General features: G+C 58.9%; 11 protein-coding genes. All 11 read right to left on the bottom strand.

What is annotated here, in order from left to right; translation table 11 throughout:
- Positions 1-267: 267 nt before the first annotated feature.
- The 11 genes from tilS to rseP all read right to left on the bottom strand — a co-directional run bounded on the left by tilS (position 268) and on the right by rseP (position 14927).
- On the bottom strand, positions 268-1596 hold the full coding sequence (gene tilS / locus A8O26_RS27410; RefSeq protein WP_064120749.1) for a tRNA lysidine(34) synthetase TilS: 1329 nt from the start codon (positions 1594-1596) through the stop codon (positions 268-270).
- Between the two features lie 147 nt (positions 1597-1743).
- Entirely contained in the window at positions 1744-2691 is a 948-nt protein-coding gene (locus A8O26_RS27405; RefSeq protein ID WP_038357918.1) for an acetyl-CoA carboxylase carboxyltransferase subunit alpha, read from the bottom strand.
- A gap of 139 nt (positions 2692-2830) precedes the next feature.
- Positions 2831-6352, bottom strand: a complete 3522-nt coding sequence (gene dnaE, locus A8O26_RS27400) for a DNA polymerase III subunit alpha (protein ID WP_064120748.1) — start codon at positions 6350-6352, stop codon at positions 2831-2833.
- 76 nt (positions 6353-6428) lie between these two features.
- The gene (gene rnhB, locus A8O26_RS27395; RefSeq protein ID WP_007908845.1) at positions 6429-7055 is read right to left on the bottom strand and encodes a ribonuclease HII; all 627 of its coding nucleotides are present in this window, start codon (positions 7053-7055) and stop codon (positions 6429-6431) included.
- Between the two features lie 11 nt (positions 7056-7066).
- Positions 7067-8197 (bottom strand): lipid-A-disaccharide synthase, encoded by a 1131-nt coding sequence (lpxB, locus tag A8O26_RS27390; protein ID WP_064120747.1) that lies wholly within the window; start codon positions 8195-8197, stop codon positions 7067-7069.
- A 2-nt stretch (positions 8198-8199) separates the two neighbouring features.
- The gene (gene lpxA / locus A8O26_RS27385) at positions 8200-8976 is read right to left on the bottom strand and encodes an acyl-ACP--UDP-N-acetylglucosamine O-acyltransferase (protein WP_034156326.1); all 777 of its coding nucleotides are present in this window, start codon (positions 8974-8976) and stop codon (positions 8200-8202) included.
- Positions 8973-9413, bottom strand: a complete 441-nt coding sequence (gene fabZ / locus A8O26_RS27380) for a 3-hydroxyacyl-ACP dehydratase FabZ (protein ID WP_003222142.1) — start codon at positions 9411-9413, stop codon at positions 8973-8975. The genes lpxA and fabZ overlap by 4 nt, the downstream gene beginning before the upstream one ends.
- A 106-nt stretch (positions 9414-9519) precedes the next feature.
- On the bottom strand, positions 9520-10575 hold the full coding sequence (lpxD, locus tag A8O26_RS27375) for a UDP-3-O-(3-hydroxymyristoyl)glucosamine N-acyltransferase (protein ID WP_064120746.1): 1056 nt from the start codon (positions 10573-10575) through the stop codon (positions 9520-9522).
- 3 nt (positions 10576-10578) lie between these two features.
- Positions 10579-11082: an OmpH family outer membrane protein gene (locus tag A8O26_RS27370; protein WP_007908849.1), complete on the bottom strand. Its 504-nt coding sequence runs from the start codon at positions 11080-11082 to the stop codon at positions 10579-10581.
- Positions 11083-11127: 45 nt separating this feature from the next.
- A complete protein-coding gene (bamA, locus tag A8O26_RS27365) occupies positions 11128-13500 on the bottom strand; it encodes an outer membrane protein assembly factor BamA (RefSeq protein ID WP_064120745.1) in 2373 nt (790 codons plus the stop codon).
- Positions 13501-13574: 74 nt separating this feature from the next.
- Entirely contained in the window at positions 13575-14927 is a 1353-nt protein-coding gene (gene rseP, locus A8O26_RS27360; protein WP_064120744.1) for a sigma E protease regulator RseP, read from the bottom strand.
- Positions 14928-14939 lie beyond the last annotated feature (12 nt).

Here is a 14939-nt window from a genome sequence, read left to right as displayed (position 1 = left end):
CCTAGAAGTCTGCGTTAAAGCGGTACGAGCCGCCGGGGAAAGCGAAGGAAGGCCGAAGCCCCCGATCACCTGCATTAATCACAGTGCACCTTTCAAAAAAACCGCCGCGTTGGGACAGACCGGCAGATGAAACACCGGTACGTTGCTCGCTACACATTTTTTGGAATCGCCCAGCAAAGACTGCTTGGTAATCGGCAACTCCTGCAATTCAGGCGAATCCACAGAAGTTGTATCAAGAAGGGAGCGTAGTCTACCGGAATGCTCCTTTCAGCTCAAACCTTGATCTTCGTCTGTTGGCAGCCAATGCAATTTCCAGCCATCGTGCACATCGCCATCCAGACCCGGCAGGTTGGCCACCGCGAGCAATTCGTCGCCGCGAAACAGCAGCGGCAATCTGCCACGCACGAAACCCGGCACCGCGCGCTCATTGAGCAGGCGCTTGAGGTCGCGGTGACCGCGATCGGCCAGATGCATGACCTCGCCGCCCCGACGATAGGCAATGCGCAGCGGTCCGCAAGGCGTCTGCCCGCTAAACCTGACGCATCCATTATTGGCCAAGCGTAGCGCTGACGACGGGCTCTGCCACTCGCCGCCGATCATCGGCGCGCGCAACCAGTCGCCACTGAGCCACCAAAGCCGACCGGCGCTGCGGTGCAACTCGCCATTGGCCAGACGCCAGATTGGCGAGGCATCTTGGCCGGCGTCGCATAGATCCTTCCAACCCGACCAATGGTCGCTATCGGGTAGTTGAGTGAAGGGTTCCAGCCAATGACTGATCGCATTGCGTTGGCGCGCGGCAGACAGGGCGGCGATTGGCGCCAGTTCCAGCGACGGTAAACCCAGCCATTTGAAATCGTGAGAGGTGTTCGCCTGTGCGAGATCGATCTGCGCCAACTCATCGAGCAGCCCCTGCGCCTCACGCAGATGCGCGGCACTGCGAGCCATGCTCGCCTGCGCTTGCGGCCAGCGCCCGGTCAGCAGCGGCATGACTTGATGGCGCAGATAATTGCGCGAGAATTGTCGATCTTGGTTGGACGGGTCTTCGATCCAGTTCAATTGATGAGCCTGCGCATACGCCTCCAGTTCGGCGCGGGAGATGTCCAGCATCGGACGAATCAGCATGCCCTGCCCCACTGATCGCTGCGCCGGCATCCCGGACAATCCGCGCACACCGGCGCCACGCAACAAGCGAAACAACAGCGTTTCCGCCTGATCATCGCGATGCTGCCCCGTCAGCAACACATCATTGGTTTGCGTCAGCGCACTAAACACCACGTACCGCGCCTCCCGCGCCGCCCGTTCCAGACTTGCACCTTGCTGCACCGTCACCCGCTCGATCAGCAGCGGCACGCCCAGTGCATCGCAAACTGATTGGCAATGCTGCGGCCACGCATCAGCCGCAGCCTGGAGGCCGTGATGGATATGGATGGCGGTTAACGGCGGGAGGGATTCAGATTTCGCCAGAGAGGCAAGCAAGTGCAGGAGGACAGTGGAGTCGAGACCACCAGAGAATGCGATGCGCCAATGAGCGGCGTTGCGCCAAGGCTCAAGTTTTAGCAACAGCTGCGAAGGCAAATCAATCGAGAACTGACTCATTTTTTCACCTTCACCGAAAACCAATGTGAGAGCGAGCTTGCTCGCGAAAGCGGTTCAACATTCAACATTTTCGTTGTCTGTTATAACGCCTTCGCGAGCAAGCTCGCTCCCACAGTGTTTTGCATTGTCAGCCGAATCGGCGTTCGATCAAAGACCGTAGCTCATCAGTCGATCATAACGGCGCTTCAACAGCGCTTCGTTATCGAACTTCTTCAGCATCGCCAGTTGCGAGCTCAGCTCGGCACGGATCGACGCAGCAGCGGCGGCCGGATCACGGTGGGCGCCGCCCAGAGGCTCGCCAATCACCTTGTCGACAATGCCCAGGCCTTTCAGACGCTCAGCGGTGATGCCCATCGCTTCAGCAGCATCCGGCGCTTTTTCAGCGGTTTTCCACAGAATCGAAGCGCAACCTTCCGGCGAGATCACCGCGTAGGTCGAATATTGCAGCATGTTCAACTGATCGCAGACGCCGATCGCCAGTGCACCACCGGAACCACCCTCACCGATAACGGTGGCGATGATCGGGGTTTTCAGGCGCGACATCACGCGCAGGTTCCAGGCGATCGCTTCGCTCTGGTTGCGCTCTTCAGCGTCGATGCCAGGGTAGGCGCCCGGGGTGTCGATGAAGGTCAGGATCGGCATTTTGAAACGCTCGGCCATTTCCATCAGGCGGCAAGCCTTGCGGTAGCCTTCCGGACGCGGCATGCCGAAGTTGCGGCGCACCTTCTCGCGCACTTCACGGCCCTTCTGGTGACCGATGATCATCACCGGCTGGTCTTCCAGGCGGGCGATACCGCCAACGATCGCGGCGTCGTCGGAGAAGTGACGGTCGCCGTGCAGTTCGTCGAACTCGGTGAAAATGTGCTCGATGTAGTCGAGGGTGTACGGGCGTTTCGGGTGACGCGCCAGGCGTGCGATCTGCCAGCTGGTCAGCTTGCCGAAGATGTCTTCGGTCAGCGTTTTGCTCTTGTCCTGCAGGCGGGAGATCTCATCGCCGATATTCAGCGAATTGTCATTACCGACCAAGCGCAACTCTTCGATCTTGGCTTGCAGGTCGGCGATCGGCTGTTCGAAATCTAGAAAATTCGGGTTCATAGGCGTCCGTCTTGGGTCGTGTCCCAAATGAGCTTGGGCCGGCCGGTTGTCTATTCGCGCCCTACCTTAAGGGAGAGGCGCGCTGAGGTCGAGATTAAAAATTCAGGTTGCGGGCAAGCGCCATGATGGCACTCACCGGTCAACGGTATTGGAGGAAGACGTTGTCTCGCCCGAACTGGTCACGCAGAGCCTGAATCAAGGCATCTGCCGGGTCGATCCGCCACGTCTCGCCGAACTGCAGCAAGGTCTTCGCATCCGGGCTGGTGTACTCCATGGTGATCGGGCACGCGCCGCGATGACGCTTGAGCAAATCACCCAACCAGCGTAGCTGATCGCCTTTCAGGTCCCGGGTTTGCAGCTTCAGGCGCAGGCTCTCGGCCAGGTTGGTGCGCGCATCCTCCATGCTCATCACCCGCTTGACCCGCAGGCGCAGGCCACCGGAGAAGTCGTCGTTGCTGACTTCGCCTTCGACCACCACCATCGCGTCGGTCTGCAGCAGCGATTGCGCAGAGTGGAATGCATCGGCAAACAACGACGCCTCGATCCGCCCCGAGCGGTCGTCGAGGGTGATGAAGCCCATCTTGTCGCCCTTCTTGTTCTTCATCACGCGCAGGGCAATGATCATCCCCGCCACGGTTTGCGTATCGCGCGCCGGTTTCAGGTCGATGATGCGCTGGCGGGCGAAACGGCGGATTTCACCTTCGTATTCATCGATCGGGTGACCGGTCAGGTACAGGCCCAGGGTGTCTTTCTCACCTTTGAGGCGTTCCTTGAGGGTCAGCTCTTTGGCCTTGCGATGGGACGCGTAAACATCGGCGTCTTCCTCGACAAACAGCCCGCCGAACAGGTCGGCGTGACCGCTGTCGTGGGTGCGCGCGGTTTGTTCGGCCGCCTTGATCGCCTCTTCCATCGCCGCCAGCAACACGGCGCGGTTGCGGTCGATGTTGGCTTGATAAGCCTTTTGCTCGTCATGGAAGTACGGGCCCAGACGATCCAGCGCACCGCTGCGGATCAGGCCGTCCAGCGTACGTTTGTTGATGCGCTTGAGGTCGACACGGGCGCAGAAGTCGAACAGATCCTTGAACGGACCGGCCTGACGCGCTTCGGTGATGGCCTCAACCGGGCCTTCGCCAACGCCTTTGATCGCGCCGAGGCCGTAAACAATGCGACCGTCGTCGTTCACCGTGAACTTGAATTCCGAAGTATTCACATCCGGCGCGTCGAGACGCAGCTTCATCGTGCGAATTTCTTCGATCAAGGTCACGACCTTGTCGGTGTTGTGCATGTCCGCCGACAGTACCGCGGCCATGAACGGCGCCGGGTAGTGGGTTTTCAGCCAGGCGGTCTGGTACGACACCAGGCCGTAAGCGGCGGAGTGAGACTTGTTGAAGCCGTAACCGGCGAATTTTTCCACCAGGTCGAAAATGTTACCGGCGAGATCGGCGTCGATATTGTTGGTCTTGCAACCTTCAATGAAACCGCCGCGCTGCTTGGCCATCTCTTCGGGCTTTTTCTTACCCATCGCCCGACGCAGCATGTCCGCACCACCGAGGGTGTAACCGGCCATGACCTGGGCAATCTGCATCACCTGTTCCTGATACAGGATGATGCCGTACGTCGGCGCCAATACCGGCTTGAGGCCTTCGTACTGGTAGTCGGAATGCGGATACGCCAGCTCGGCACGACCGTGCTTACGGTTGATAAAGTCATCAACCATGCCCGATTGCAGCGGGCCCGGACGGAACAGGGCCACCAGTGCGATCAAGTCTTCCAGGCAGTCGGGCTTGAGCTTTTTGATCAGCTCTTTCATGCCGCGTGATTCAAGCTGGAACACCGCGGTGGTTTCAGCTTTTTGCAGCAGCGTGTACGTCGGCTTGTCGTCGAGCGGGATGAACGCGATGTCCAGCGGCGGCTCGTCGACCTTGGCGCGGTCGCGGTTGATCGTCTTCAGCGCCCAGTCGATCACCGTCAGGGTGCGCAGACCGAGGAAGTCGAACTTCACCAGACCGGCCGCTTCAACGTCGTCCTTGTCGAACTGGGTTACCAGACCGTCACCGGCCTCGTCGCAATAGATCGGCGAAAAGTCGGTCAGCTTGGTCGGGGCGATAACCACACCACCGGCGTGTTTACCGACGTTACGCACGACGCCTTCGAGCTTGCGCGCCATCTCCCAGATTTCCGCCGCTTCTTCATCGACCTTGATGAAGTCACGCAGGATTTCTTCCTGCTCGTAGGCTTTTTCCAGGGTCATGCCGACTTCGAACGGAATCATCTTCGACAGACGATCCGCCAAGCCGTAGGATTTGCCCTGTACCCGCGCCACGTCGCGCACCACAGCCTTGGCGGCCATGGAACCGAAGGTGATGATCTGGCTTACCGCGTTGCGCCCGTATTTCTCGGCCACGTAGTCGATCACGCGGTCACGACCGTCCATGCAGAAGTCGACGTCGAAGTCGGGCATCGAGACCCGTTCCGGGTTAAGGAAACGTTCGAACAGCAGGTCGTATTCCAGCGGGTCGAGGTCGGTGATCTTCTGCACGTAGGCCACCAGCGACCCGGCACCCGAACCACGGCCCGGACCTACCGGTACGCCGTTGCTCTTGGCCCATTGGATAAAGTCCATAACGATCAGGAAGTAACCGGGGAAACCCATCTGGATGATGATATCCAGCTCGAAATTCAAGCGGTCGACGTAGACCTGACGCTTGGTTTCGTAGTCTTCGGTGGTGTCTTTGGGCAGCAGCACCGCCAGGCGCTCTTCGAGACCGTCGAAAGACACCTTGCGGAAATACTCGTCGATGGTCATGCCATCGGGGATCGGGAAGTTGGGCAGGAAGTGCGTGCCCAGTTTCACTTCGATGTTGCAGCGCTTGGCGATCTCGACGGTGTTTTCAATCGCGTCGGGAATATCGCTGAACAGCTCGATCATTTCCTCGGCGCTTTTCAGGTATTGCTGATCGCTGTAATTCTTCGAACGCCGCGGATCGTCGAGGGCGCGGCCCTCACCGATGCAGACACGGGTTTCGTGCGCAGCAAAATCTTCCTGCTTGATGAAGCGCACATCGTTGCTCGCCACCAGTGGCGCACCGAGCTTGTCGGCCAGGGCGACGGCGCCGTGCAGTTGCTCTTCGTCGTTGGGGCGATTGGTGCGCTGAATCTCCAGATAGAAACGATCCGGGAACACCGCCATCCACTCGCGCGCCAAGGCTTCGGCTTCGCCCGGGTTGCCGCTGATCATGGCCATGCCGATCTCGCCTTCTTTGGCGGCGGACAGCATGATCAGGCCTTCATTGGCTTCGGCCACCCATTCGCGCTCGACAATGATCATGCCGTTGCGCTGGCCTTCGATGAAGCCGCGCGAGATCAATTCAGTGAGGTTGCGATAGCCCTTGGCGTTCATCACCAACAGGCTGAGCCGGCTCAGCGGTGCGTCCGGGTCTTTGTTCGACAGCCACAGGTCGGCGCCGCAAATCGGCTTGATGCCGGCGCCCATGGTGTTTTTATAGAATTTGACCAGAGAACACATGTTGTTCTGGTCAGTGACCGCGACCGCCGGCATGTTCATGGCCGTCAGCGCCTTGACCAGCGGCTTGATCCGCACCAGCCCGTCGACCAGGGAGTATTCAGTGTGCAGGCGTAGATGAACGAATGAAGCCGGCATAGTGATCCTGTCCAGTTACATAGAGACAACAAGGCCCGGATTGTACCGGGCCTCGAACAAAACATCAGCCTTGCGACTAAACCTGTGTCAGGCCTTCGAGCGCTTCATAAGCCTGACGCACCGGGGCGAAAGAGCGCCGGTGAATCGGCGTCGGGCCAAGACGGACCAACGCTTCCAGATGAACGGGCGTCGGGTAGCCTTTATGACCGCCAATGCCGTAACCCGGGTAAATCAATTCGAACGCGGCCATTTCGCGATCGCGGCTGACCTTGGCCAGAATCGACGCGGCGGCAATGGCCGGCACCTTGCCGTCACCCTGCACGACCGCTTCGGCGCGCATCGGCAGTTGCGGGCAGCGGTTGCCGTCGATCATCGCCAGTTTCGGCTGGATGTGCAGGCCGGCTACCGCGCGCTGCATGGCCAGCATGGTCGCGTGGAGAATGTTCAACTCGTCGATTTCTTCGACTTCGGCGCGGGCGATGCACCAGCTCAGGGACTTCTCGATGATTTCGTCGTAAAGCTTTTCGCGCTTGGCTTCGGTGAGTTTCTTCGAGTCGTTGAGGCCGAGGATCGGCCGGTTCGGATCGAGGATCACCGCCGCCGTCACCACCGCGCCGCACAACGGGCCACGACCGACTTCATCGACACCGGCGACCAGTTCTTCAACTTCGGCGACCAGGGTGAAATCCAGGCCCATCTGCATGCTTGTCTTGCTCATCGTGTCTGACCGATCAGGTTGAGGACGGCGTCCGCCGCCTGATTAGAGGCATCCAGGCGCAGCGTGCGGTGGATCTCGTCGAAGCCGCGCGTCTGCTCTTCACCACCGTCGATCAGTGGCGACAAGGTCTGGGCCAGCGCTTCGACCGTCGCATCATCCTGCAACAGTTCCGGTACCAGAAGACGCTGAGCCAGCAGGTTGGGCAACGACACGTACGGGCTCTTGACCATGCGCTTGAGAATCCAGAACGTCAGCGGTGCCAAACGGTACGCCACCACCATCGGCCGCTTGTACAGCAGCGCTTCGAGGGTGGCGGTGCCAGAGGCGATCAGCACGGCGTTGCACGCAGCCAGTGCCAGATGGGATTTGCCGTCGAGCAAGGTTACCGGCAGATCACGGCCGGCGAGCAACTCTTCAAGCTGCGCGCGGCGCTCAGCGTTGGCGCACGGGATGACGAAACGCAGCCCCGGACGCATGGCGCGCAAGCGCTCGGCGGTGTCGAGAAACAGCGCCCCCAGACGACCGACTTCGCCGCCACGGCTGCCCGGCATCAACGCCACCAGCGGACCGTCGGGCAGCCCCAACTCGGCACGCGCCGCAGCACGATCAGCTTCCAGTGGAATGGTATCGGCCAGCGTGTGACCGACGAACCGCACCGGCACGCCTTTTTCTTCGTAGAATTTTGCTTCGAACGGCAGCAGCGTCAACATCAGATCGCAGCCTTCGCGGATCTTCAGCACGCGCTTCTGGCGCCATGCCCACACCGAAGGGCTGACGTAGTGCACGGTTTTGATCCCGGCCTGACGCAGCTTGAGTTCGATATTGAGGTTGAAGTCCGGGGCGTCGATGCCGATGAACACGTCTGGCTTCTCGGCGATCAGCGTGGCGATCAGCTCTTTGCGGCGCTTGAGCAGCTCACGCAAACGGCCGAGGACTTCCACCAGGCCCATGACCGACAAGCGCTCCATGGGAAAGTAGGAAGTCAGGCCTTCAGCCTGCATCAACGGCCCACCGACGCCGATGAACTCGACCGCCGGATGCTGCGCCTTGAGCGCGCGCATCAGACCGGCGCCGAGAATGTCACCGGAAGCTTCACCCGCCACCAGCGCAATACGCAGATTGGCCATGATCAGCGAGTGATGCCGCGAGTCGACGACTGGATGGAGTCACGGAATATCGCGACTTCCGGGAACTGCGCAGCGGGTTCGGCCAACTCAGCCAGAGCCTGCTCGACCGTCAGCCCTTGGCGGTACACGGTTTTGTAGGCGCGACGCAGGGTGTGGATCGCGTCTTCGCTGAAACCGCGGCGGCGCATGCCTTCGAAGTTCATGCTGCGTGCTTCGGCCGGGTTGCCGAACACGGTGACGAACGCCGGAACGTCCTTGCCGATCGCGGTACCCATGCCGGAAAAGCTGTGGGCGCCAATGTGGCAATACTGGTGCACCAGGGTGAACCCGGAGAGGATCGCCCAGTCATCAACGTGCACGTGGCCAGCCAACGCCGTGTTGTTGACCAGAATGCAGTTGTTGCCAATGACGCTGTCGTGGCCGATGTGCGCGTAGGCCATGATCAGATTGTGATCACCCAGGGTGGTTTCCGAGCGGTCCTGCACGGTGCCACGGTGAATCGTCACGCCTTCACGGATGACGTTATGGTCACCGATCACCAGACGGGTTTCTTCACCCTTGTATTTCAGATCGGGCGTGTCTTCGCCTACCGAGGAAAACTGGTAGATGCGATTGTGCTTGCCGATGCGGGTCGGGCCTTTGAGGATCACATGCGGCCCGATCACGGTACCCTCGCCGATTTCCACACCTGCGCCGATGATCGACCACGGGCCGACCTCGACGCCATCAGCCAGAACGGCCGACGGATCGATGATTGCGCGAGGGTCAATCAAACTCATAGCTTGCGTTCCGCACAGATGATTTCAGCGGAACAGACCGGCTTGCCATCGACCGAAGCCTGGCATTCGAACTTCCAGATCTGACGCTTGCAGCTGATGAACTTGGCTTCCAGGATCAACTGGTCGCCCGGCAACACCGGCTGACGGAAACGCAGCTTGTCGGAGCCGACGAAGTAGTAAAGCGTGCCATCGGCTGGCTTCACGTCGAGCATTTTGAAACCGAGGATCCCGGCAGCCTGAGCCATCGCTTCGATGATCAGCACGCCCGGCATGATTGGATGCGCAGGGAAGTGACCATTGAAGAACGGTTCATTGATGCTGACATTCTTGTAGGCGCGAATGCGCTTGCCTTCAGTGTCCAGTTCCACCACCCGGTCCACCAGCAGGAACGGGTAACGGTGAGGCAGGTATTCGCGAATCTCGTTGATGTCCATCATTTCGGGGGGAAGCCTATGTAAAGATTGGGAGCGCGACTGACGCGCACTCCTCTAGCAAATCAAGGAGGCAGTCTAGAGGCTGTGCACACTTGATATGGAAATGGTATCAGCCATCTGATGAAGCATTGCCGTCAGGGGTCACTTCCCCTACGCGCTTTTCCAGCTGTTTCAAACGTCGCGCGATGTCATCGAGCTGACGAATGCGGGCCGCGCTTTTGCGCCATTCGGCCGCCGGTTGCATGGCTGTGCCGGAAGAATAGGCGCCCGGCTCGGTAATCGAGTGAGTCACCATGGTCATCCCGGTCAGGAAAACGTTGTCGCAAATATCAATGTGGCCAACCAGACCGACACCGCCAGCGAGCATGCAATGCTTGCCGATTTTGGTGCTGCCGGAAATGCCGACACAGGCGGCCATGGCGGTGTGATCACCGACCTGAACGTTGTGGGCGATCTGGATCTGGTTGTCGAGCTTCACGCCATTGCCGATCACGGTATCGGCCAACGCACCGCGGTCGATGGCGGTATTCACGCCAATCTCGACATCGTCGCCGATGGTCACGCCACCGATCTGGGCGATTTTCTGCCAGATGCCTTTTTCGTTGGCGAAGCCGAAGCCCTCGCCACCGAGCACGGCGCCGGACTGAATCACCACGCGCTTACCGATGCGCACATCGTGGTACAGCGTCACGCGCGGAGCAAGCCAGCCGCCTTCGCCGATTTCGCTGCGGGCACCAATGACGCAATGCGCGCCCAATGTCACTTGCGCACCAATTCGCGCGCCGGCCTCGATCACCACAAAAGGACCAACGCAGGCAGTCGGGTCAACCACCGCATCCGCCGCAATCACCGCTGAAGGATGGATACCCGCAGTGGCTTTTGGCTTGGGATCGAATAAATGCGAGATGCGCGCGTAAGCCAGATAAGGATCCGGCACCACCAATGCATGACCGGCAAAACCTTCGGCATCAGCTTCCTTGAGCAACAGTGCTGCTGCCTGCGAGCCTGCCAGGTATTTGCGATATTGAGGGTTTGCCAGAAAGCTCAACTGAGCTGGGCCAGCCTCTTGCAAAGTGGCTAGCCCAGTAATTTGCGTCTCAGGGTCGCCACGCAGGGTGGCGCCGAGGAACTCGGCCAACTGGCCGAGCTTTATAGTCACGGTCATGGGTTACTTCAGCTGATTCATGCGCTCGATAACCTGGCGCGTGATGTCGTACTGAGGCTTGACATCGATGACTGCGCCACGCTCGAACACCAGGTCAAAACCACCTTTCTTGATGACTTCTTCCACTGCGCTATCCAGTTTCGGCTTCAGTTGCTTGAGCATTTCGCGGTCGGCAACAGCTTTGGCTTCGTTCAGCTCTTTGGACTGGAACTGGAAGTCACGGGCCTTTTGCTTGAATTCCAGCTCCAGACGCTCACGCTCGCCTTGCTGCATCTTGTCGCCACCGGCCATCAGACGATCCTGAATACCTTTGGCGCTGCTTTCCAGCGTCTTCAGTTTGGTCAGCTGTGGACCGAACTTCTTCTCGGCATCCACGGCGTATTTCTTCGCCGCGTCGGATTCCAGCAGGGCCATCTGATAGTTCAGAACGGCAATTTTCATGTCGGCAAATGCCGGGCCTGCCACCATCAAGGAGGCCAGGAGAACCAATTGAGTCAACTTACGCACGATGCACTCCTACAAAATCCATTGTCGTTATCTTGGGTCAGACGCTTAGAACGTCTGGCCGAGGGAGAATTGGAACACTTGAGTTTCAGCGTCATCCGGTTTCTTGATCGGCATGGCCAACGCGAAGCTCAGAGGACCCAGTGCGGTGACCCAGGTCACACCCACACCGACGGAACTGGCCATGTTGCTCAGGCTGATATCGTTGCACTGTGTGTTGGACTTCGAACCATCAGAGTTCGTGGTGTTTTTGCACTGCGAATCAAACACGTTACCCACATCCCAGAATACCGAAGTACGCAGGGAGCGTTGATCTTTGACGAACGGCAGCGGGAACAACACTTCAACACCGCCTTGGATCAGAACGTTACCACCGAACGGCAGTGGGTCCTGATCCGGATCGCGCAGAGTACCGTTTTTACCCGTACTTGGTGTGCTGCGAGGACCCAGGGTGCTGTCCTTGAAGCCACGAACCGAGTTGAAACCACCAGCATAGTAGTTTTCATAGAACGGCAAGCCGTCGGTCGAACCGTAACCGTCGCCATAACCCAGCTCGGTGTGCAGACGCAGGGTGTAGTTTTCGCTGATCGGCTGGAACAGCTGACCGCGGTAATCAAGTTTGTAGAACGACAGATCGCTGCCTGGAATGGTGGTTTCCAGGGTCAGGCTCTGGGAACGACCGCGAGTCGGCAATACGCCCTTGTTCAGGGTCGACTCAGACCAGCCGGCCGAAGCCTTGAAGTTCAGGTACTGATCGCCTTCCTTGTTAACGAAGTCAAAAATCTCGTCAACGGTGTAAGTACCGGTCTTGATCTTGTCCTGCTGGGCAGACAGACCGAAGGTCAGACGCGAAGTCTCGCTGATTGGATAACCAACGTTTACGCCGGCACCCAGGCTGTCTACCGCATAGCTTGCTACGTCGACGTCGAGGTCTTTGTAGTCAGTGGTGCGATAGAACGCGTTGTAACCCAGGCTCACGCCATCGGCGGTCCAGTACGGGTCAACGTAGCCGAAGTTATAGCGGCTCTGGTATTCGCTTCGGGTCAGGCCGATGCTGACGCGGTTACCGGTACCGAGGAAGTTGTTCTGGGTAATCGAACCACCGAGGATCAGACCGGCGCTCTGAGCGAAACCGACGCTGGCGGTGATGGAGCCGGAAGCCTGTTCTTCAACGCTGTAGTTCACGTCCACCTGGTCGTCGACACCTGGCACAGCCGGGGTTTCAACGTTGACTTCTTTAAAGAAGCCCAGACGCTCCAGACGGGTCTTGGATTGGTCGATCAGGTAGGTCGAAGCCCAGCCACCTTCCATCTGACGCATTTCACGACGCAGCACTTCGTCTTCCGACTTGGTGTTGCCACGGAAGTTGATGCGGTTGACGTAGGCACGCTTGCCCGGATCGACAGCAAACAGGATGTCGACGGTGTGGTCATCATCGTGCGGCTGAGGAATGCCGTTGACGTTGGCGAAGGTGTAACCCTCGTTACCCAGACGACGAGTGATCAGTTCCGAGGTGGTGGTCATCAGCTTGCGCGAGAACACTTGGCCTTTCTGCACCAGCAGCAGGGACTTGACCTGGTCTTCAGGGACTTTCAGGTCACCGCTGAGCTTGACGTCACGAACGGTGTACTTCTCGCCTTCGGTCACGTTGACGGTGATGTAGACGTGTTTCTTGTCCGGGGTGATCGACACCTGGGTCGAGGCAATATCCATGTTGATATAGCCACGGTCCAAGTAGTAGGAACGCAGACGCTCCAGGTCACCGGACAGCTTTTCACGGGCGTACTTGTCATCGTTCTTGAAGAACGACAGCCAGTTGGTGGTTTTCAGCTCGAACAGGTCAGTCAGGTCTTCCTCAGGGAACACCGTGTTGCCGACCACGTTGATGTGCTGAATGGCGGCAACGGTGCCTTCGTTGATCTTGACTTTCAGACCCACGCGGTTACGCGGCTGCGAAACCACTTCGGTATCGACCGTTGCCGAGTAGCGACCTTGCGCGACGTACTGGCGTTGCAGTTCGTTACGTACACCTTCGAGGGTGGCACGCTGGAAGATCTCGCCTTCGGACAGACCGGATTGCTTGAGGCCCTTCATCAGGTCTTCAGTGGAGATCGCCTTGTTACCTTCGATCTCGATACTGGCGACGGATGGACGCTCGACAACCGTGATTACCAGAACGTTGCCTTCGCGGCCCAGCTGGATATCTTGAAAGAAACCGGTTTTGAACAACGCACGAGTGGATTCCACCAGGCGACGATCATCCGCCTGCTCGCCGACGTTCAACGGCAAGGCACCAAAGACACTACCCGCGGAGACCCGCTGGAGGCCATTGACGCGAATATCAGAGATAGTGAAGGACTCGGCGTGAACTTCGGCGATCATCAATACGGTGAGAACCGCAGTTAGCAGCAGACGTTTCATGAAGTCCTTTCTTATTCCAACTGGCAATAAACAAACTGCCGCAAAATGCGGCAGATTCGCAATTCAGCGAAGCGTTACAGTCGACCCAGATCGTTGACCAGAGCAAGCAACATCACCCCGACCACCAAACTGATACCGATCTGTATCCCCCAACCTTGCACCCGATCCGACAAGGGACGACCACGCGCCCACTCGATCAGATAAAACAACAAATGCCCCCCATCCAGTACAGGAATGGGCAGCAAATTCAGAACGCCCAGGCTAATACTCAGATAAGCAAGGAAATTCAGGAAATCAGCGACGCCCGACTGGGCAGAAGCGCCCGCCACTTTAGCAATGGTTATCGGTCCACTCAAGTTTTTTACCGAGAGCTCGCCGAAGAGCATTTTCTTCAGCGAATCGAGCGTCAGAATGCTCATGGTCCAAGTGCGACGGGCACCCTCGCCAATTGCGGCCAACGGCCCGTAACTGACCTCGCGAATCATCTCCGGCGGCCAGTCGACAGCTTTTACACCCGCGCCCAGATAACCACTCGGCGCCTTGCTTTCTCCGCGCGCCGCCAAGGTCACCGGGACGTCGATTTGAGCATTGTCACGCTCGATGCGCAGCATGATTTTGGTATCAGGACGCGTACGAACGGTATCAACGACTTGTTGCCAGTCATTCAGCGCCTGCCCATCGAGGGCCAACAGACGATCGCCGGTTTTCAGGCCAGCGGCCTGGGCCGGACCTTTAGGATCGAGTTCGGCAAGCACCGGCGGCAGGGCCGGGCGCCATGGTCGAATACCCAGGGAGCGAATCGGATCCGGCTCATCGGCGCCTTTGAGCCAGTGATCCAGTGCCAGCTCACGCGGTGAATCCGCCGTAGAGCCTTGTTCACGGACCATCAACTGCAAGGCACCGCTCTCACCGAGTCGACGCACCAACTGCAAATTGACCGCCGCCCACCCAGTGGTCGGCTCACCATCAATGGCGACGATTTCCTGACCGGCATTCAAACCGGCCTTGGCCGCAATACTGCCGGACTCTACAGCGCCGATGACCGGACGCACCTGCTCGCTGCCGAGCATGGCCAGCACCCAGAAAAACACCAGCGCCAAGAGAAAATTGGCGATCGGGCCGGCGGCGACGATGGCGATGCGCTGACGAACGGACTTGCGATTGAAAGATTGATCAAGCTGATCGACCGGAACTTCGCCCTCACGCTCGTCGAGCATTTTGACGTAGCCGCCCAGCGGAATCGCGGCCACCACAAACTCGGTGCCCTGCTTGTCGTGCCAGCGCAACAACGGCATGCCAAAGCCCACGGAAAAACGCAGAACCTTGACGCCACAGCGCCGCGCGACCCAGAAGTGGCCGAATTCGTGAAAGGTGACCAGCACACCCAAGGCGATCAGGGTGCCGGCAATCATATAGAGCGCGCTCATCTACTTTCTCCG

Origin of the sequence: Pseudomonas fluorescens, from assembly GCF_001648775.1 — a bacterium.
Taxonomy (GTDB): domain Bacteria; phylum Pseudomonadota; class Gammaproteobacteria; order Pseudomonadales; family Pseudomonadaceae; genus Aquipseudomonas; species Aquipseudomonas fluorescens_M.
The sequence above is the reverse complement of the archived record's forward strand: the minus strand, read 5'-3'. Positions and strand labels throughout refer to the sequence as shown.